15 protein-coding genes are annotated in these 19,081 nt (G+C 74.5%); 11 read left to right on the forward strand and 4 right to left on the reverse strand.

Annotated features, from left to right (window positions below; genetic code table 11):
• Positions 1-263: 263 nt before the first annotated feature.
• The 8 genes from C8E97_RS26995 (at position 264) to C8E97_RS35625 (ending at position 10,223) form a co-directional block, all read left to right on the forward strand.
• Complete coding sequence (locus C8E97_RS26995; RefSeq protein ID WP_121008229.1) at positions 264-1,850, forward strand: thiamine pyrophosphate-binding protein; 1,587 nt, start codon at positions 264-266, stop codon at positions 1,848-1,850.
• Positions 1,847-2,353 (forward strand): DinB family protein, encoded by a 507-nt coding sequence (locus C8E97_RS27000; protein ID WP_121008230.1) that lies wholly within the window; start codon positions 1,847-1,849, stop codon positions 2,351-2,353. The genes C8E97_RS26995 and C8E97_RS27000 overlap by 4 nt, the downstream gene beginning before the upstream one ends.
• Positions 2,354-2,477: 124 nt before the next feature.
• Positions 2,478-3,977: an aldehyde dehydrogenase family protein gene (locus C8E97_RS27005; protein WP_121012485.1), complete on the forward strand. Its 1,500-nt coding sequence runs from the start codon at positions 2,478-2,480 to the stop codon at positions 3,975-3,977.
• Between the two features lie 172 nt (positions 3,978-4,149).
• Positions 4,150-5,220: a CaiB/BaiF CoA transferase family protein gene (locus tag C8E97_RS27010; protein WP_246019195.1), complete on the forward strand. Its 1,071-nt coding sequence runs from the start codon at positions 4,150-4,152 to the stop codon at positions 5,218-5,220.
• Positions 5,221-5,389: 169 nt separating this feature from the next.
• Positions 5,390-6,199, forward strand: coding sequence for a S1 family peptidase (locus C8E97_RS27015; RefSeq protein WP_121008231.1), 810 nt, complete (start codon positions 5,390-5,392; stop codon positions 6,197-6,199).
• Positions 6,200-6,348: 149 nt separating this feature from the next.
• Positions 6,349-6,777 (forward strand): CoA-binding protein, encoded by a 429-nt coding sequence (locus tag C8E97_RS27020; protein ID WP_121008232.1) that lies wholly within the window; start codon positions 6,349-6,351, stop codon positions 6,775-6,777.
• Between the two features lie 236 nt (positions 6,778-7,013).
• The gene (locus C8E97_RS27030; RefSeq protein ID WP_121008233.1) at positions 7,014-7,814 is read left to right on the forward strand and encodes an alpha/beta fold hydrolase; all 801 of its coding nucleotides are present in this window, start codon (positions 7,014-7,016) and stop codon (positions 7,812-7,814) included.
• A gap of 345 nt (positions 7,815-8,159) precedes the next feature.
• The gene (locus tag C8E97_RS35625) at positions 8,160-10,223 is read left to right on the forward strand and encodes an NACHT domain-containing protein (RefSeq protein WP_211347146.1); all 2,064 of its coding nucleotides are present in this window, start codon (positions 8,160-8,162) and stop codon (positions 10,221-10,223) included.
• Here the strand turns inward: C8E97_RS35625 and C8E97_RS27040 are convergent.
• A complete protein-coding gene (locus tag C8E97_RS27040) occupies positions 10,192-10,650 on the reverse strand; it encodes a DUF2269 domain-containing protein (protein WP_121008234.1) in 459 nt (152 codons plus the stop codon). The two genes, C8E97_RS35625 and C8E97_RS27040, sit on opposite strands and share 32 nt — an antisense overlap.
• A gap of 270 nt (positions 10,651-10,920) precedes the next feature.
• On the opposite strand from C8E97_RS27040, the gene C8E97_RS27045 reads away from it, so the two are divergent.
• Positions 10,921-11,499, forward strand: a complete 579-nt coding sequence (locus C8E97_RS27045) for a TetR/AcrR family transcriptional regulator (protein ID WP_121008235.1) — start codon at positions 10,921-10,923, stop codon at positions 11,497-11,499.
• Positions 11,500-11,628: 129 nt separating this feature from the next.
• On the opposite strand, the gene C8E97_RS27050 is transcribed toward C8E97_RS27045, so the two are convergent.
• Positions 11,629-12,447, reverse strand: coding sequence for a pentapeptide repeat-containing protein (locus C8E97_RS27050; protein WP_121008236.1), 819 nt, complete (start codon positions 12,445-12,447; stop codon positions 11,629-11,631).
• 368 nt (positions 12,448-12,815) lie between these two features.
• Positions 12,816-14,618 carry a DNA helicase RecQ gene (recQ, locus tag C8E97_RS27055; protein ID WP_121008237.1) on the reverse strand — a complete coding sequence of 601 codons (1,803 nt, stop codon included), beginning with the start codon at positions 14,616-14,618 and terminating at the stop codon, positions 12,816-12,818.
• A 283-nt stretch (positions 14,619-14,901) separates the two neighbouring features.
• On the opposite strand from recQ, the gene C8E97_RS27060 reads away from it, so the two are divergent.
• Together C8E97_RS27060 and C8E97_RS34950 are read left to right on the forward strand one after the other, a co-directional pair.
• Complete coding sequence (locus C8E97_RS27060) at positions 14,902-16,752, forward strand: DNA/RNA helicase domain-containing protein (RefSeq protein ID WP_121008238.1); 1,851 nt, start codon at positions 14,902-14,904, stop codon at positions 16,750-16,752.
• A gap of 57 nt (positions 16,753-16,809) precedes the next feature.
• Positions 16,810-18,012, forward strand: a complete 1,203-nt coding sequence (locus C8E97_RS34950) for an HNH endonuclease (protein WP_246019197.1) — start codon at positions 16,810-16,812, stop codon at positions 18,010-18,012.
• 7 nt (positions 18,013-18,019) lie between these two features.
• On the opposite strand, the gene C8E97_RS27070 is transcribed toward C8E97_RS34950, so the two are convergent.
• Positions 18,020-19,051: a hypothetical protein gene (locus C8E97_RS27070; protein WP_121008239.1), complete on the reverse strand. Its 1,032-nt coding sequence runs from the start codon at positions 19,049-19,051 to the stop codon at positions 18,020-18,022.
• Positions 19,052-19,081: the final 30 nt, after the last annotated feature.

Raw genomic sequence — 19,081 nt, forward strand, 5'->3', positions numbered from 1 at the left:
GGGGTGCCTTCACCCTGCGGCGGATACGCCACCCGTCTGCCGGGGAGTGGCTTCCAGCCTCACGTCTGCCCACACACGCCGCGCTCCACGTTACCAGCGCCCGTCCGGTCGCCGCACGCGCCGCCGGCCTCGCCCGTTCGCCGGCGGGTGGTCGGCCGTTCGCGCGTGCCCGCCCGTCGGCGTCCGACGGCGTCGCCGGCGCGGCGTGCGCGCGTCCGCCGACGCGCGTTGCCCCCGACGCCGGGAGTCCCTAGCGTCACCACATGGTGACCGGGGCGGGGCGGCTGTTGGAGGTGCTGGGCGCGCACGGCGTCGAAGTCGTGTTCGGCCTGCCCGGAGCGCACAACCTGCCCGTCTGGGAGGTGTTGCGCGGGTCGGGCATCCGCCTGGTGGGCGTGCGGCACGAGCAGACCGCCGTGTACGCCGCCGACGGCTACGCGCGGGCCACCGGGCGGCTCGGGGTCGCGATCGTCACGACCGGGCCGGGCGCCGCGAACTGCCTGGCGGCGACCGGCGAGGCGATGGCGTCCGGCTCGCCGGTGCTGGTGCTCGCCACGGACATCCCGTCCACGCTGCGCCGCCCCGGCGAGTACCGGGGCGTGCTGCACGAGCCGCGCGACCAGCGCGCGATGTTCCTGCCCGTGGTGAAGGGCGGCTGGACGATCCGGAGCGCCGAGGCGCTGGGCACCTACGCCGACAGCGCCGCGCTGCTGGCCGCCACCGCGCCGCAGGGCCCCGTGTACCTGGGCATCCCGACCGACTTCCTCACCGCCGACGCCGGGCCGTGGAGCAAGATCCCCACCAGCGGCCAGACCGCGCCGCCGCTGGACGGCGCGCTGGACCTGGTGCGCGCGTCGACCAGGCCGCTGATCTGGGCGGGCGGCGGTGCGCAGCGGGCGGGCGCGGGCCCGGCCGTGGCCGAGCTGGCGGACCGGCTCGACGCCCCGATCGTCACCACCTACGGCGCGCGCGGCCTGGTGGACCACCCGCACGTGGTGCACGGGCCGGTGCACCTGCCCGCGGTGGGCGCGCTGTGGGACGAGGCCGACTTGGTGATCGGCATCGGCAGCGACTTCGACGGCATGATGACGCAGAACTGGCTCCAGCCCGCGCCGCGCAAGCTGCTCAGCGTCAACCTGCACGCGGTGCGCAACTACCCGCCGGACGTGGCGGTGCGCGGCGACGCCCGCCTGGTGACCGCGGCGCTGTCGCGGGCGCTGCCCCGGCGGGACCGCGCGGGCACCGCCGAGCGGGTCGCCGAGCTGAACGCGGCGGTGCGCGCGGCGGTCGTCGAGGACGAGCCGCGGGTGGTGGGCCTGCTGGACGCGCTGGAGGGCCGCCGGGTGGTCGCCGACATGTGCGTGGCCGGGTACTGGGTCGGCGGTTTCGGGCGCGTGACGCGGCCGCGCGGCCTCGCGTACCCGGTGGGCTGGGGCACGCTGGGCTTCGGGTTCCCGGCGGCGCTGGGCGCGGCGCTGGCCGGCCGGGTGGTCGCGGTGTGCGGCGACGGCGGTTTCCTGTACGCGTGCGGCGACCTGGCGACCGCGCACCAGGAGCGGCTGCCGGTGACGGTCGTGCTGGTGGACGACGGCGGGTACGGGATGCTGCGCTACGACCAGGTCGCCGCGGGCCACCCGCCGCACGGGGTCGACCTGCACACCCCGGACTTCGTCGCGCTGGCGCGGAGTTTCGGCGTTCCCGCGTCCGAAGTGGACGGTTTCGGCGCGGAGTTCGCGGCCCGGCTCGACGAGTGCGCGGCGGACGAGGGCCCGAACGTGCTCGTCGTGCGTGCGGCGCTGAAGCCCCCGCCGAACACCTCGCCCCGCTGGTACCGTAGGGTCCGAACATGAGTTCGAACCGGGTGTGGCCGGTCGCGGCGGCGGACGACGAGCTGCGGCTGCTGACGGACTTCCTGACCTTCCTGCGGCTGACTGCGGTGTCGAAGGTGGAGGGGCTGGACCGGGCGCGGGCGTCGGCCGCGCCGATCCCGACCTCGCCGGTGGTCAGCGCGCTGGGCGTGCTCAAGCACCTCACGGCGGTGGAGCGGTGGTGGCTGTCCATCGAGGCGGGTGGCGTCGAGCTGCCGTCGCTGTGGGGCGCGGACGCGGACGCGTCGTGGCGGTTGCACGACGAGGACACCGTGGAGTCCGTGATCGCCGAGTACCGCGCCGAGTGGGAGCGGTCGGACCGGGCGCTCGCGGGGCTGCGGCCGGGCGACCGGACGCGCGGCGACCACGACGGGCAGGGCCGGACGGTGCGGTGGGTGCTCGCGCACCTGGTCCAGGAGACCGGGCGGCACGTCGGGCACCTGGACTTCCTGCGGGAACTGGCCGACGGCGCGAAGGGCGAGTAGCCGGGCACGCGCCCCGCGGCGACGCGGGCACGCGCTCCCTTATGGACCGGTCCAGCGGCCGGAGCGCCGGGGTTTCACCCTGCGGGAGCTAGGCACCCCCGGCCGGGCGCACCACGCTGTGTGGATGACCTACGTGTCCACGAACCCCGCCGACCTCAACGACGTCGTCGCACGCGTAGCACTCGCCGACGCCGAGGAGTTCGCCGACGCCGCGCGCCTCGCCAAGCGGGCTCAACGCGAGTGGGCCGCGGTGCCCGCGCCGGTGCGCGGACAGGTGGTCGCCAACCTCGGCGCGCTGGTGGAGTCCAACGCCGAGGCCCTGGCCAGGATCGTGACCCGCGAGATCGGCAAGCCGCTGGCCGAGGCGCGCGGCGAGGTGCGGGAGGTCGCCGACACCTGCGCGTTCTTCGTCGGCGAGGGCCGCAGGCTGTACGGGCAGACGGTGCCGTCGGAGATGCCGGACAAGCAGCTGTTCACCTTCCGCGACCCGGTGGGCGTGACGGCGTTCGTCACGGCGGGCAACTTCCCGATCGCCGTCCCGTCCTGGTACATCGTGCCGTCGCTGCTGTGCGGCAACGCGGTGGTGTGGAAGCCCGCCGAGTACTCGGCCGCGTGCGCGCAGGCGTTCCACGACCTGTTCGTGTCGGCCGGTGTGCCCGACGGCGTGCTGAACGTGGTGTTCGCCGAGGGTTCGCAGACCTACCGCGGGCTGGAGCTGGCCCTGGAGCAGCGCCTGGTGGACAAGGTCGGGTTCACCGGGTCCTCGGAGGTCGGCGCGCTGATCGGCGAGCTGTGCGGGCGGCACCTCCAGTCGCCGTGCCTGGAGCTGGGCGGCAAGAACCCGATGGTGGTGACCGAGGACGCGGACCTGGACCTGGCCGTGCGGGGCGCGTTGTTCTCCGGGTTCGGCACGGGCGGGCAGCGGTGCACGTCGCTGGGCACCGCGATCGTCCACGAGTCGGTGCACGACGAGTTCCTGCGGCGGTTCACGGCGGCCGTGGAGGGCGCCGTGGTGGGCGACCCGTTCGGCGACGTGCTGTACGGGCCGATGCTGGACGGGAAGTTCGCGGTCTCCTTCGAGAAGTACCTGGGCTGGATACGCGACCACCACGGGGTGCACGGGTCGACCGGGGTCGGTCGGATCACGGGGGCCAACCCGCGCAAGGGCTTCCTCGGCGACCCGGACAGCGGCCTGTTCTACCACCCGGTGGTCGTGTCCGGGGTGCGGCCGGACGACGAGGTGTTCCGGCACGAGACGTTCGGGCCGCTGGTCGGCGTGACGTCGTACCGGTCGCTGGACGAGGCCGTCGAGCTGGGGAACCTGCCCGGCTACGGGCTGTCCTGCTCGATCTACACCACCGACCCGCGCAAGGTGTTCGCGTTCCGGCGGGGCATCGGCGCGGGCATGGTGAGCGTCAACAACTCCACCTCGGGCGCGGAGGCGCACCTGCCGTTCGGCGGGAACGGCCGGTCGGGCAACGGTTCCCGCCAGTCCGGGGGCTGGGTGCTCGACCAGTTCACGCGGTGGCAGTCGATGAACTGGGACTACTCGGGGACGTTGCAGAAGGCGCAGATGGACACCCCCGCGATCGAGGCGGACCTCGACTTCCGGCTGGAGTGGTGACCGTGCCGGTGGCGGGCAGGTCCGATGTGTCCGGGTTCGCGGTGGCGCGGTCCGGGGTGTCGCGATGCAGGGTGTCGGGATGCAGGGTGGCGCGGTCCGGGGTGTCGCGGTGGGGCGCGTGCGCGTCCGATGTGCGCGGTGGTGGCGTGGTGGTCGCACGTGGATCGGTCGCGTGAGCGCGCTGGAGGGCGTGGTGATCGCCGACTTCGGTCGGGTGCTGGCCGCGCCGTACGCCACGATGGTGCTCGCCGACCTCGGCGCGGAGGTGGTCAAGGTCGAGCACCCGCGCGGCGACGAGACCCGCGCGTGGGGTCCGCCGCACGCGCACGGCCACTCCACCTACTTCCTGTCGGTCAACCGGAACAAGGAGTCCCGCACCCTCGACCTGGCGACGCCGGGTGGCCTCGCGGCGGCACGGGAGCTGGTGCTCGGCGCGGACGTGCTGGTGGAGAACTTCCGGCCGGGGACCATGCGGCGGTTCGGGCTGGACCACGAGTCGCTCCGGACCGTCCACAGAGGACTGGTCTACTGCTCGGTGACCGGCTTCGGCGCGGGCGCGGCGCTGCCCGGCTACGACCTGCTCGTGCAGGCGGTCGGCGGGCTGATGAGCGTGACCGGACCCGCGCCGGGCGAGCCGACCAAGGTGGGCGTGGCGCTGGTGGACGTGCTGACCGGGCTGCACGCCGCCGTGGGCATCCTCGCCGCGCTGCGGCACCGCGACCGGACCGGGGAGGGCCAGCTCGTCGAGGTCGACCTGCTGTCGGTCCTGCTGTCCGCGATGGTGAACCAGAGCGCGGGCTACGCGCTCGCCGGCGTGGTGCCCGGCATCATGGGCAACCGCCACCCGTCGATCGCGCCCTACGAGGTGTTCCCGACCGCCGACCGGCCGATGGTGCTCGCCGTGGGCAACGACCGCCAGTTCACCCGGCTGTGCCGGGCGCTGGGCCTGCCGCCCGACGACCGGTTCGCGACCAACGCGTCGCGGGTCGCGCACGTGGCGGCGCTGGCGGAGCTGATCGGCGCGCGGTTGCGCACCCGGACGGCCGCCGAGTGGTTCGCGCTGCTCACGCCGCTGGGCGTGCCGTGCGGGCCGGTCAACGACGTCGCCGGCGCGTTCGAGCTGGCCGAATCGCTCGGCCTGCGCCCGATCGCGGAGGTGGGCGGGATGAGGCTGGTGGCGAACCCGATCCGGCTGTCCGCCACGCCGGTCACCTACCGGACGCCGCCGCCGGACCTGGCCTGAGCCGCACCGGCCGGGCACGGCGAACCGCACGACGGCCTCGACTACGGCGTTCCGGACGGGTCGTCGAGGGCGGCATCCCGGTGATACCGACTCCCGGCCGTAGCGTGTCGTGCACGCTGAGCGACAAGCTGCTGGTTGGATGCCCCGTACTGTCGAGGAGGGTCCAACGATGGCCAAGCGCTTGACGGGCGCGGTGCTGACCGCCGTGCTCGTGCTGACCGCGTTCGCGATCCCGGCCAACGCCGGGCGCGCACCGGTGGACTTCACCGGGATCGTGGCGTTGAACAACTGCTCCGGCTCGGTGGTGCGACCACCGAGCGCCCAGTCGTCGGACCGGGCGCTGGTGCTCACCAACGGCCACTGCGTGAAGCTGATGGCGGACCGCGAGGTGATCGTCGACCGAGCGGACAGCCGCACGTTCACCCTGCTCGACCGGGGTGGCGGCGGCTCGCTGGGCACGTTGCGCGCCGAACGGCTGCTGTACGCGACGATGACCGGCACCGACGCGGCGCTCTACCGGCTCACCGCCACCTACGCGCAGGTCGAGGGCCTGGGCTCGCGGGCGCTCGACCTGTCACCGGCGCACCCGGTCGCGGGCACCGACATCCGCGTCGTCTCGGGGTACTGGAAGAGGATCTACTCGTGCCGGGCGGACGGGTTCGTCTACCGGATGCGCGAGGGGAACTGGACGTGGCACGACTCCATCCGCTACACGGCGTCGTGCAACGTCGTCGGCGGCACGTCCGGCTCGCCCGTGGTGGACGTGGCGAGCGGGGCGGTGGTGGGCGTGAACAACACCGGCAACGAGAGCGGCGGCCGGTGCACCACCAACAACCCCTGTGAGGTCGACGAGTCCGGCAACATCACCGTGCGGCGCGGCATCGGGTACGCGCAGCAGACGTACCAGATGGCGCCGTGCCTGCCGGGCGGTGGTCGGCTGGACCTGAACGCGCCCGGCTGCGGCCTGGCACGGCCGTAGCGACTCCCGGTTCGAGGTCGGCGGTGGGAGGGACCCGCTCCCGCGCGCACGACGTGCGCGACGGCTCGCGGTGCCGTCGCGCACGGCGGGCCCCGTGCCGTCGCGCGGATCATCCACCGCACCGCGCCGGCCCGATCTAGGCTGGTCGCATGACCGATCCCTGGGACGACCCCGCGACGATCCGGCGCATCCTGGCCGACTGCGACACGTGGGCCGTCGTCGGGCTGGCGAACCACCCGCACCGCGCCGCGCACGGCGTCGCGCGGTTCCTCCAGCAGCACGGCAAGCGCGTCGTACCGGTGCACCCGGACGCGGAGCCCGTCCTCGGCGAGCCGGGTTACGCGACGCTGGCCGACATCCCGTTCCCGGTGGACTGCGTGGACGTGTTCCGCCGCTCCGAGGCCGCCGGGCAGTTCGCCGACGAGGCCGTGCGCATCGGCGCGAAGGCCGTGTGGTTCCAGCTCGACGTCGTCGACACCGCCGCCTACGCCCGCGCCACCGCCGCCGGGCTGGACATGGTCATGAACCACTGCCCGGCGATCGAGTGGGCCGCGCACGGGCCCCGCGCCGGGCGGTGACCTCGGCCTCGATCCGCATCCGGGTATCGGCCGGCCCGCGCGCCAGCGTGGTCGCGGCCGGGCGCGCCTCGCCGAACGCCGCGCGCGGCACCGGCCGGCCCGGCTCGGGGTCCGGCAGGTGGTACGTGGACCCCGACAGGGCCGCTCGCCTCAGGGCCGAACCCTGACCCGCGTCCGGCGCGACGGGCTCGCCGGCGGGATGGCGTGCGCGCGGACCCGGTCGTTACCCTCCCGCCATGCCGACAGCCGCGCTCAACGGGATCACGGTCAACTACCACGTGGAGGGCGCCGGCGACCTGGTCGTGCTGGTGATGGGCACCGGCAGCCCCGGCCGGGTGTGGCACCCGCACCAGGTGCCCGCGCTGCGGGCGGCCGGTTTCCGGGTGGCGACGTTCGACAACCGGGGCATCCCGCCGACGGACGAGTGCGCTTCCGGCATGGAGGTCGAGGACCTCGTCGGCGACACGGCCGCGCTGATCGAGCACCTCGGCGGCCCCGCGCACGTCGTCGGCACGTCGATCGGCGCACGCGTCGCCCAGGAACTGGCGCTGGCCCGGCCCGACCTCCTCAAGCGCGCCGTCCTGCTCGGCACGGCCGGCCGCGACGACCCGGTGCAGCACGCCCTGTCGCAGGGCGAACGCGCCCTGTACGACCAGGGGATCACGTTGCCCGGCCGGTACTTCGCGGCGGTCAACGCGGTGCTCAACCTCTCCCCCGCGACCCTGCGCGACCCGGTGGCGGCCCGCGACTGGCTCGACGTCTTCGAGTTCACCGGGCCGGCCGTCGGCGCGGGCGTGCGGGCGCAGTACGAGCTGGACGAGTTCGGCAACCGGCTCGACGCCTACCGGGCCATCCGGGTGCCCTGCCTGGTGGTGGGCTTCGCCGACGACCGCGTCCTGCCGCCGCACCTGGGGCGCGAGGTGGCCGAGGCGATCCCCGGCGCGCGGTACGAGGAGGTCGCCGACGCGGGGCACTACGGCTTCCTCGAACGGCCGGCCGAGGTGAACCGGCTGATCGTGGACTTCCTGACGGGCTGAGCGCACCCGATCAGCGCACGGCCCGGTCCTCCGACAGCGGGTGCTCGCGCCGCACCGCACGCGCCCGTCACCGCCCCGCGCCACATGCGGCGCACCGCTCACCCTGACGCGGCGCACCGCCCACCTCACGCGCCGCACTTCCCACCGCACCCGCCGAAGCTCCCGCCGCACACGCCGAACTCGCGCCCCGCGCGCCGGACCTCCCGTCGCGCGCGGAATCCCGCTGCACACGCGTGGGCTCGGCCGTTCGAGGTAATCGCCGGTGGTGGTCACCCGCGCACGGGAACCCACCTACCACGGGACCGCAAACGCCGTTACCGTCGTTGCGACCTGCGGAAGGGGCACATGGACCACCGGAGACTCGCGCGCGCCTCACGCCGGATCGCCCTGATCGGCGCGGGTGGTGTGACGTGCCTGGTGCTCCTGCCGATCGCGATCAACGCCGCGACCGGCGGCTCCGCACCACGCGTGCTCGGGCCGTACGCGACGTGGCTGTGGCCGTCCCTGGTGCTGCTGTCCGCCGTCACCGCCGCGCTGGCCGCCTGGACCCCGCTCAGCGCCCTGCTGGTGCGCCGCCTGCCCGCGCACCCCGCGAACCGGGCCGCCGCGCTGGAGCGCGTGGAGCGGTACGTCCGGGCCAGGCAGGAGGGTTCGACGGCGGAGCAGGTGCGGCTCAAGCTCGGCGTCGCGCCGCGCGTCGGCCCCCGCCTGCCGACGCGCTCCACCGCGCCGCTGGTGGTGGTCGGCGAGCCGGGCGCGGGCAAGACGTCGCTGCTGCTGGAACTCGCCGCCACGCTGGTGCACCGCGCGAAGGCCGACGAGGACCGGCTGGTGCCGGTGCTGGTGGACCTGGGCGGGTGGCGGCCCGCGGAGGACTTCGGCGAGTGGCTGCTGGGGCACCTCGCCCGGCGGTACCGGATCGGCGCGCGGCTGGGCCGGGCGTGGCTGCGGGAGCGGCGGCTGGCGGTGCTGTTCGACGACCTGGACGAGGTGCCCGAGGCCGACCGCGCCGAGTGCCTGGCGTGGATCACCGCGCTGCGGCTGCCGCACGTCGTGCTGTGCTGCTCCACCGACGACTACGAACGGCTGCCGCGCTACGACGTGGTGCACGTGGAACCGCTGCGGCGCACCGACGTCCTCGGTCTGATCGCGGCGTGCGCGCCCCGCCTGGACGGGCTGGCCGAGGCGCTGGCGAAGGACCCGGACGCGTGGGACGAGGTGCGCACGCCGCTGGCGTTCGGGCTGCTGGCCCTGGCCTACCGGGCGGGGCGCGCGGAGTACCGGGGCGTGCTCGACACCTACGTGGTCGAGTCGGTGGCGCGCGGGCCGGGGCGGGCCGAGCGGACGTTGCGCGCGCTGCGGTTCCTGGCCCGGATCGCCCGCCGCCGCGCGGACCTCGTGGCCCGCCACCGGCTGCCGCGCCGGGAGGTGTGGCTGGACTTCGTCGGGCCCGAGGTGGTGTGGCGGCTGTTCCGGCGGGCCGCGCCGGGTGCGCTGGCGGGCGCGGCGGCGGCGCTGTGCCTCGTGGTGGGGCTGGCGTTCGGGGTCGTCGCGGCGGTGGTGGCTGCGGTGTGCGCGGCGGCGTTGCGGCGCGGGCGGTTCCCCGCACCGGTGGGTGACCGGGCGGGCGGCGCGCGGTGGGCGGCGACGGGTTTCGCGGCGGGCGCGCTGGTCGTGGGCGCGGTGGCGGTGGTGGGCGGCCGGCTGGGCGGGCAGATGGCGCGCTGGCCCGCGCCCGTCGGGTTCGGGCTGGTGCTGGTCGTGGCGTTCCTGGTGGCGCTGGGCGTGACGCGGGACCGGTACTGGGCGGTGGCGTCCGCGCTCGTGCCTGCGGCGGTGATGGTCCGGACCGGTCCGGCGGCCCTCCTGGCGGCGCTGGGCGTCGGGCTGTGCGCGGGCGCGGTGGTCGGCGTGCTGACCGGCGGGCTGACGAGGGTGTGGGAGGGCCTGCGCGGCGTCGCGCCGGCGGGACGCGGTCCGCGCTCGGCGCCCGTCGCGGGGCTGGCCGGCGCCGGGCTCGCCGCGGTGCTCGGCGCGGCGCCGGGCGTGGTGCTCGGCACCCTGCCGGGCGTGGTGCTCGGCACCGTGTTCGGCGCGGTGCCCCAGTGGACGGGCGTCGGGCCGGTGACCGGGCTGCTCATCGGGCTCGCCGTGACGCCGGTGGCCGCGCGACCGTGCGAGCCGGTCGCCGAACTGCTCGCCAAGCCGCTCGCGCTGGACGAGTTCCCGCTGCGGCGCAAGGCGGTCATCCAGTCGGCCCTGGACCGGGTGCTGCTCGTGGACGGCCACCGCTTCCCGCACGCCCTGGTGCGCGACCACCTGGCCGCGTGCGACCCGGTGGAACTGGGCGCGACCGCGGAGCGCCGGCGGGAAGGGCTCAGCCCCACCGCGTCCGGCCCCAGGGCTTGAACACCGACAGCGCGGTGTTGACCGTGTAGATGGCCAGCGACACGCAGGACGCGACGAGCACGTCCACCCCCGCGCCGCCGACGTCGCCGGTCGCCGCGCCGTCCGCCGCGCGGTGCAGGCCGGACCGCAGCGCGAAGGCCGTCGCCACCACGGCGATCACCGTCAGCACGAACTTCACCAGCACCCAGCGGTACTTCACCAGGCCCCACCTCGTGCCCACGGACACCACGACCCCGGACACCAGCGCGACCAGGCCCATCGGCAGCACGACGCGGTCGCCCAGCAACGCCATCGCCCGGTACAGCTCGGGCCGGTCGAACGCCGCGACCGCCAGGACGAGGTCGCCGACGGTGACGCCGAGCCACCCGACCGACGAGACGACGTGCAGCAGGAGGACGGACTTGCGGGCGGTCGGCTGGAGTCGCATGCCGTGCAGGGTGTCGCCGCCGACGCCGTCGCCGCGTCCGACGGGTGGCGGCTCGTGGGCCTACGCCCGTCGACGTAGGTCCCGGCCGTCGGGCGTGCCCGCCGTCGTGGTCGCCGTCGTGGTCGCCGCGGCGGTCCGGCCCGTCCGGTGGGCCCGGCGCGGTGGCCGGGTTGCGGATCGCCGAACTCCCCGGCACGGGACCGAACCAGCGGCGTTCGGGCGCGGTCGCGACCGCTCTCGATGCGTGCTCGACCGACTACGCTCCGGAACGTGGGCAGGCCGCGGGGTTTCGACGACGCGGCGGTCGTGGCCGCCGCGATGGAGATGTTCTGGTCGAAGGGGTACGAGGCCACTTCGACGGAGGACCTGTGCGCCTGCACGGGTCTCGGGCGGAGCAGCCTGTACAACGCCTACGGCAGCAAGCACGGCCTGTACGAGCGGGTGCTGCGCCGGTACGCCGAGGTGGACCTCGGCTGCCGGCGGCAGGTCCTGGAGGGGCCGGGCCCGGTGAAGGACCGGCTGCGGGCGTTCCTGCTGGCCGTGATCGACGACGACCTGGCCGACCCGGACCGGCGCGGGTGCCTGGCGGTGAACGCCGCCGTCGACGCGGGCGGCACCGACGAGCGGGTGGCGGAGGAGGTGCGGCGGCAGTTCGGGCGGTTGGAGGTGCTGGTGTGCCACCTGATCGCGGCGGGGCAGCGGTCGGGTGAGCTGTCGGGTGACGTCGAGCCGCTGGTGAGCGCCCGGTTCCTGCTGAGCGCCTACTACGGGTTGCGCGTGCTGTCGAAGGTGACGCACGACCGGCGGGCGTTGGAGGACGTGGTGGACGGGGCGTTGGCGCGGCTGTAGGCGGGCGGGCGCGGGATCGACGGTGGCAGCCGGAACCGGCACGGGCTCGACGCGGGCTGTCGGCGGGACCGGCGCGGCGTCGGGCTCGGGCTCGACGCGGGCTGTCGCGGGACCGGCGCGGTCGCGCGGTCAGCGCCAGTGGCCGGGCCGGGTCAGGGTCGGGGGCAGGACGGTCTTCCCGTCACCCTTCGCGGCGTCCACTTGGGCCTGCGTCAGGAACAGCGCGCCGGTGAGGTCCGCGCCGCTCAGGTCCGCACCCCGCAGGTCCGCGCCGATGAGGTCCGCGCACCGCAGGTCCGCGCGGGAGAGGTCGGCGCCGATCAGGTACGCGCCGCGCAGGTCGACGCCGCGCAGGTCCGCCCCGGCGAGCCTGCGGCCGATCAGGTCCGCGCCGCGCTTGGACTTCCGCTTGCCGTGCGCGGCCCGGACGTGCGCGCTGACCCGCTCCAGCAGCCCGCTCACCGTGCGCCACCGCGGCCCGACGTCCAGCTCCGCCAGCTCGTGCGGCGGCGCGGCGGTGAGCGCCGCGACGTCCGCCCGCGCCTCCGTCAGGTCGGCGTGCAGCGGGGTGTCCAGGCGGAGCGCTTCGGTGAGGTACCAGAGCAGTTCGTGCAGCTCGCGCATCACCGGGAAGACGTCGAACATCAGCTCGGCCGTCTCCGGGGCGTCCCGCCAGCTCCGCCCGGCGAACGTCACCTGGGCGACCTGCTGGCCCGCGCCGAAGCAGTCGTAGACCGTGCAGCCGCGGAAACCCCGGTCGCGCAGGCCGGTGTGGATGCCGCAGCGGAAGTCCGCGCCGAGGTTGCGGCACGGCGTGCGGGCCGGCTTGTCGATCGCGAAGTCCGACGAGGCGGCGAACGCGGGCACCACGCAGCACAGGCCGAAGCAGCGCTCGCAGTCGGCGCGGAGCCCGCCGGGCACGAGGGGCAGCTCACGCCTGCCGGACACGTCGACCGCTGCCGGCTCCCCGGCGGGGCCGGGTGCGCCGGCCGGGCCGGCGGTGCGGGACGCGCCGGGCGTGCTGGCGGGGCGGGACGCGCCGGGTGCATCGGACGCGCCGGCGGGGCGGGGCGTGCCAGGTGCATCGGACGCGCCGGCGGGGCGGGGCGTGCCGGATGTGCGGGGTACGCCGGGCGTGGCCGACGTGCCGCGTGCTTCGGAGGCGCCGGGCACCCGCCGCCGCTCACCGCGCACTCGCCGCGCGCCGGACCGCGCCGAAGCATCAGACCGCGCCGGGGCACCAGACCCCGCCGGCACGGCGGGGCGCTTCGGCGCGTCGGACGGCTTCGGCGCGTCGGGGCGCTTCGGGACGCCCGTCATGACGCGAGCGTGTCCAGGATCTGCTGACCGTACTTCGCCAGCTTGTTCTCGCCGACCCCGTTGACCGTGCCCAGCTCGGCCAGCGTGCTCGGCCCGGCGGTCGCGATCTGCCGCAGCGTCGCGTCGTGGAAGATCACGTACGCGGGGACGCCCTGCTCCTTGGCCGTCGCCGCCCGCCACGCCCGCAGGCGCTCGAAGACCGGCGCGGCCTCGGCGGGCAGCTCCACCGGCTCGGCGCGCTTCGACTTGGCGGTGCGGACCTTCGCGGCGCGCTCGGCCTCCCGCCGCATGAGCACCTTGCGGCCCCGGTAGAGCACCTCCTCGCTGCCCGGCGTGAGCACGAGCGTCGAGTACTCGCCCTCGACCGCGAGCAGCCCCTGGGCCAGCAGCTGCCGCACGACGCCGCGCCAGCCGCTCTCGTTCAGCTCGGTGCCGATGCCGAACACCGACAGCGCGTCGTGGTCGAACTGGATGACCTTGGCCGTCTTGCGCCCCAGCAGGATGTCGATGGTCTGCCCGGCGCCGAACTTCTGCCGCCGCTCGTTCTTGAGGCGGTACACGGTGGACAGCACCTTCTGCGCGGGCACCGTGCCGTCCCACGTCTCCGGCGGCTCCAGGCAGGTGTCGCAGTTGCCGCACGGCTCGCCGCGCTGGCCGAAGTAGTCGAGGAGCTGGACGCGGCGGCACTCGACCGTCTCGCACAGCGCCAGCATCGCCTCCAGGTGGGCGACGAGCCGGCGGCGGTGCTGCTGGTCGCCCTCGGAGTCCTCGATCATCTTGCGCTGCTGCACGACGTCCTGGAGGCCGTACGCGAGCCAGGCCGTGGACGGCAGCCCGTCGCGCCCGGCGCGGCCCGTCTCCTGGTAGTAGCCCTCGACCGACTTCGGCAGGTCGAGGTGCGCGACGAACCGCACGTCGGGCTTGTCGATGCCCATGCCGAACGCGATCGTCGCGACCATCACCAGGCCGTCCTCGCGGAGGAATCGCGCCTGGTTCTCCGCGCGCGTGCCGGAATCGAGCCCGGCGTGGTAGGGGAGCGCCCGGACGCCGTTCTGGTTGAGGAATTCCGCGGTCTTCTCGACGGAATTGCGGGACAGGCAGTAGACGATTCCGGCGTCGCCCGCGTGCTCGTTCCGCAGCAGTTCCAGCAGCTGCTTCTTCGGCTCGTTCTTCGGGACGATCCGGTACTGGATGTTGGGCCGGTCGAAACTGGCGACGAAGTGCCGCGCGCCGGTCAGGTCCAGCCGCTGCGCGATCTCGGCGTGGGTGGCCTTGGTGGCCGTGGCCGTCAACGCGACCCGCGGCACGTCGGGCCACCGTTCGTGCAGGTGGGAGAGGGCGAGGTAGTCGGGCCGGAAGTCGTGGCCCCACTGCGACACGCAGTGCGCCTCGTCGATCGCGAACAGGGCGATCTTCCCGCGCTCCAGCAACCGCACGGTCTGCTCCACGCGCAGCCGCTCGGGCGCGAGGTAGAGCAGGTCCAGCTCGCCGGCGAGGAATTCGGCCTCGACCAGCGAGCGCTCGTCGGGGTACTGCGTGGAGTTGAGGAACCCGGCCCGCACGCCGAGGTCGCGCAGGGCGTCGACCTGGTCCTGCATGAGCGCGATCAGGGGCGAGACGACCACCCCGACGCCGTCGCGCACCAACGACGGTATCTGGTAGCACAGCGATTTGCCGCCGCCGGTGGGCATGAGGACGAGCGCGTCACCCCCACCGATGACGTGCTCGACGATCTCCTGCTGGTCGCCCCGGAAGGAGTCGTACCCGAAGACCCTTCGCAGAACCTCATGCGAACCCACCGGGCGATACTAACGACCCCCACCGACACTCCCCCGCGCCCCCACCGGGCCGCGCGCGGGGACGCCGCGAGTCGATCACAGGTGGAAATCCGAGCATTCCTCCGGTGGTCGCACACGCGACCAGCCGCGCCACCGGGCGCGGGCGCGCCCGAACACCGCCGTGCCACCGGCTCCGCGGCACACCGATCCCGCCACCGCACACTCCACCACGCGCGTCGCACTGCCTGCACGTCGTTCCTCGACACGCCCGGAATCCGCCCGGCGGTTCTGGTAGCTCTGGATCATGCACGTGTACCAGGGCTCCGTCCGGGACGCGGCCGAGGTGCTGCGGTCCGACCCCGACGGCTTCGTCGCCGGGTGCGTCGACAGGTTCCGGCGTGGCCGGGGTGAACAACCGGGCGACGCCGAGATCCGGAGTTGGCGCAACAGCTGGCCGGTGCTGGTGGCCGCGTTGCTCAGGGCCGGCCTCGGGGACCTGGCGCTGGTGCTCGAGTTCGAGCTGCCCGGCACCGGTGAGCGGGTCGACGCCCTGGTGCTGGGCGCGCGACCCGGCGGCGGGTTGACGGGTGTGGTCGTGGAACTCAAGCAGTGGGACCGGGTCCGGCGCGCCGATTCGCTGGAAGTGGAGATCGCCCCGGGGATCGAGCGGGTGCACCCGTGCCGGCAGACCGCCGGTTACCTGAGCTACCTGGAGCGGTGGCTCGAGGACGCGACCCTGGACCTGCTGTTCCGCGGCGTCGCCGTGCTGCACAACGCCCGGAGCGACCTGGCGCGGCGGCTGCGCGCCGAGGTCGACGGCCGACCGGGCAGCGGCGCCGTGCCGATCCTGTCCGGCGACGAGTTGACCGACGCCGTGCCGGGCGACCTCGCCGCGCTGCTCGGGTGCGCGGACCTGAGGTCGCCTGCCGAGGAGCAGCTCGCCCGGTTCCTCGCCCTGGAGCACCGCCCCTCGCCGAAGCTGTTCGCCGCGCTCGACGAGATCCTCGCGCGGAAGTCGGAGTTCATCCTGCTCGGCGAGCAGCAGGCGGCGCAGGTGCGGGTGGCGAAGGCGGTGGTGGACGCCGTCCCCGGTCGCCGGCGGGTGATCGCGGTGACCGGCGGACCGGGCACGGGCAAGACCGTGGTCGCGCTGAGGCTGCTCGCCGACATCCCGTTCCTCACCGCGAAGGCGGGCCGGCTGACCACCCGCCTGCTCACGCCGTCGGGCACGCTGATGCGCCAGCTCCAACGCGCGTTGGACGAGCGGACCCGAACCAGGGGGCTGTTCGCGTTCCCGGACGCGCCCCTCGGCGACGGCGTCATCCCGCTGGTGGACGAGGCGCACCGACTCAGGAACGGGCCGTTCCAAGCCCGTCGCCTGGTCAGGAAGGCCCCGGTCAGCGTCTTCCTGCTGGACGAGCGCCAGGTGATCCGGCCGAACGAGGGCGTCACCGTCGAGCAGCTGCGGCGCGTCGCGGCGGAGGAGGGCGCCGAGTTCCGCCACGTCGAGTTGACCAGCCAGTTCCGCTGCGGCGGTTCCCAGGCTTACCTGAACTGGTTGAGCCGGCTGCTGTCGGACGAGGGCCGGCCGCCGGCGTGGACCGGAGCGGACTACGACGCGGGTGTGGTCCGGGACCCGGACGAGCTGGACGCCTGGGTCCGGCGGCAGGGGCCCGCCGGGCGCGTCGCGGCGGGCTTCTGCTGGCCGTGGCCGAAGCGCGTGGAGGGCAGGCCGCTCAGCGACGACGTCGTCATCCGCTGGACCGACCGCGAGGGGGTCGACCGGGTCTGGCGACGGCCTTGGAACGCCGGCTCCGCCCACCGCGGCCCCGACGGCACGATCATCGCCCCGCGCCGCGAGTTCTGGGCGACCGACCGGGGCGGGCAGGACCAGGTCGGCTGCGTCTACACGTGCCAGGGCCTCGAGTACGACTACGGCGGCGTGATCTTCGGCGCGGACCTGGTCCGCCGCGACGACCGCTGGGTGGCGGACCCGCGGCGAAGCCACGACACGGCCCTCAACAGCCTCTCCCCCGACCGCTACCTGCCGCTGGCGCTGAACACCTACTGGGTGCTGGCCAGCCGGGCGACGCGGGGCTGCCGGTTCTACTCCACCGACCCCGAGACGCAACGCTTCCTGAGCGGCCTGTGCTGACCGCGGTCGGTGGCGTTGTCGGTCGCGTTGTCGGTGGCGGCTCCTGCTCTGTGCGACATGGGGTACACGGACGTCCGGCGGCAGGACGTGGTGGCGGCGATGGCCGAGTACGACCGGAAGGGGCGGGAAGCCTTCCTGGCCGAGTACGGGTACGACAAAGCCCGGCTGTACGTGCTCGTCCACGACGGCAAGCGGTACGACTCCAAGGCGATCGTGGGCGTCGCGCACAAGTACCGGAACGGCACGGCGTTGCGGCACGACCAGCTCATCGGCGGACGGGCGACCGTCGGGCGGCACCTGGTGGCGCTCGGCTTCCGGGTCGACGGGATGGGCGCGCCCGCCGGGGGTGCCCGCTCCGGGCCGGAGGACGACGCCGAGCCGTCCGGCGCGCGGCCCACCAGCGCCGAGCGGGCGGGGTGGTCGACCGAGGAGTTCCTGGCCCGCTTGATCACCCTCGACCGGCGGCGGGCGGAGCAGTCCGGGAAGCGGCAGGCGCTGGCGCTGCTGTGGGCGATCGGCCGGTGGCACGGGCGCGCCACGAGGTGGCACGCGGAGGAGGACTTCTGCCGCGGTGTCGGCGACGTGCTCCGCGACTACGACGGCGACCCCGGCCCGGAGGCCGTGAAGGACCTGTTCTGGCACCTGGAGGGCACCGGGGTGTGGCGGGTCGACGCGACGGCCGCCGGCACGGGGCCCGTGGCGGGCTTCGACGACCGGTGCCATGAGCTGCTGTCGTCCGTCCAGGTTCGCACGCGGGCGATCAACGCCCTGCGCGGACGCCACCTGGACGACATCACCGAAACGGAGGAATTGCTCGCGAGCCTGGGGTTGGCGGACTACGCGCGGGCCGGCGGGCGGCCCCGGCCGAGGACCGGCCCCGCCCGGCGGCGGAGGCGGAGCGGGGACGTCGTCGCCCGTCGTCGGAGCGTCGCCGACCACGTCATCGCCCTGCACGACCACACGTGCCAGTTCTGCGGCACGCGGCTCCTCACCGGGGTCGGCTTCTACAGCGAGTGCGCGCACATCAGGGGCGTGGGCGCGCCGCACCACGGGCCGGACGACCTCGGCAACGCCCTGTGCCTGTGCCCGAACTGCCACGCGCGGTTCGACCGGTTCGGCATCTACGTCGACGCCGATGGCGTGGTCCGCCAGGTCCACGACAACGCGGTGCTCGGCGAGCTGCGCCACCACCCCGAGCACGAGGTCGACGAGGAGCACATCCGGTACCACCGGGAGCTGTGCCGCATCACGCCGGAGTAGGTCGCCGTCAGTCCGAGAAGTCGTCGTTCCACACGGGCAGCATGTGCGCGCGGCGAGCGGCGGGGGCCGGGACGCGCTCGAACTCGCCGGGCCCCGTCCGGTGCACGCAGTCGATGCCGACGCTGTGCAGGAGGGCGACGTCCACCGCGTCCGGGAGGGCCGGGAACAACGCGGTCAGCCGGGCCACGGGTTTCGGGCAGTGGGGTGCGTAGTGCAGCAGCTGGGCCACCGCTTGCCGGACGCGGTCCCGTCCGAACCCGCCCTTGGCCTCGATGACCTCCGCGCCGTCCTTGCCGACCGTGTACACGTCCGAGTACCCGGCCGCGGACACGATCCGCTGGAAGTGCGCTTCGGGGTGGGCCGCGACGTACTCGCGCACCAGCAGCGACTCCGCCCGGCGCGCGCGGACCGACCGCGCCGGGAGCGAGTAGTCGACCTCGGTGGTGTGGACGGCTTCGAGTTCGATCGCGAGTCCGCGTTCGAGTCGCGACCGGACGTGCTCCTCGCGCGCGTCCTCCACCACCGCGGCGGTCACCCTCTCGATGCCGAGCCCGCTGATCACCTGGTCGACGACCGCCGGGTCGTCGACCACGGAGCCCTGCCGGAAAGGGCCGTTGAGCGCACCGCCGGACGCGGCGGCGAGGGCGCCGTACGGGATGACCACCGTGTCGTCCAGCGCGATCAGGCTGTAGACGTTGACGAAGCTGTCCTCGTCCGGGGATTCCTTCCACAGCGCGTCGGCGAACGCCGAGTTGCGGAAGCTCGCGCCCACCTCGCCGATGGCGCGGACGTGGTTGTCCCAGGTGAACAGCGCCACGTCACCCATCCCCACGCCGGCCATGCCCCGATCGAGGAACGCGCGCGTCCCCCAGAACGGCGCCGTCCCGTCGGGATGCAGGTTCGACAGCAGCAAGCGTTCCCCTGCCGTCAGCGCACCCCAGTACCCGGCCTGGCGGAAGTCCACCTCGCGGTGCAGGGTCTTCCCCCGGTTGCGCCGGGCCTCCGGATTGGCCACGGGTTGGATCAGCAAGCGGGTCATGTGCCCCCCTGGTCCAGTCGAGAACGCACG

Source organism: Saccharothrix australiensis (assembly GCF_003634935.1).
Lineage (GTDB): Bacteria > Actinomycetota > Actinomycetes > Mycobacteriales > Pseudonocardiaceae > Actinosynnema > Actinosynnema australiense.

Bases quoted from the DNA above. Each gene is read 5' to 3' on its own strand.
- C8E97_RS26995 (WP_121008229.1), top strand. From the start codon at position 264: ATGGTGACCGGGGCGGGGCGGCTGTTGGAGGTGCTGGGCGCGCACGGC.
- C8E97_RS27015 (WP_121008231.1), top strand. From the start codon at position 5,390: ATGGCCAAGCGCTTGACGGGCGCGGTGCTGACCGCCGTGCTCGTGCTG.
- C8E97_RS27030 (WP_121008233.1), top strand. From the start codon at position 7,014: ATGCCGACAGCCGCGCTCAACGGGATCACGGTCAACTACCACGTGGAG.
- C8E97_RS34950 (WP_246019197.1), top strand. From the start codon at position 16,810: ATGGGGTACACGGACGTCCGGCGGCAGGACGTGGTGGCGGCGATGGCC.
- C8E97_RS27060 (WP_121008238.1), top strand. From the start codon at position 14,902: ATGCACGTGTACCAGGGCTCCGTCCGGGACGCGGCCGAGGTGCTGCGG.
- C8E97_RS27070 (WP_121008239.1), bottom strand. From the start codon at position 19,051: ATGACCCGCTTGCTGATCCAACCCGTGGCCAATCCGGAGGCCCGGCGC.
- C8E97_RS27000 (WP_121008230.1), top strand. From the start codon at position 1,847: ATGAGTTCGAACCGGGTGTGGCCGGTCGCGGCGGCGGACGACGAGCTG.
- C8E97_RS27020 (WP_121008232.1), top strand. From the start codon at position 6,349: ATGACCGATCCCTGGGACGACCCCGCGACGATCCGGCGCATCCTGGCC.
- C8E97_RS27005 (WP_121012485.1), top strand. From the start codon at position 2,478: ATGACCTACGTGTCCACGAACCCCGCCGACCTCAACGACGTCGTCGCA.
- C8E97_RS35625 (WP_211347146.1), top strand. From the start codon at position 8,160: ATGGACCACCGGAGACTCGCGCGCGCCTCACGCCGGATCGCCCTGATC.
- C8E97_RS27040 (WP_121008234.1), bottom strand. From the start codon at position 10,650: ATGCGACTCCAGCCGACCGCCCGCAAGTCCGTCCTCCTGCTGCACGTC.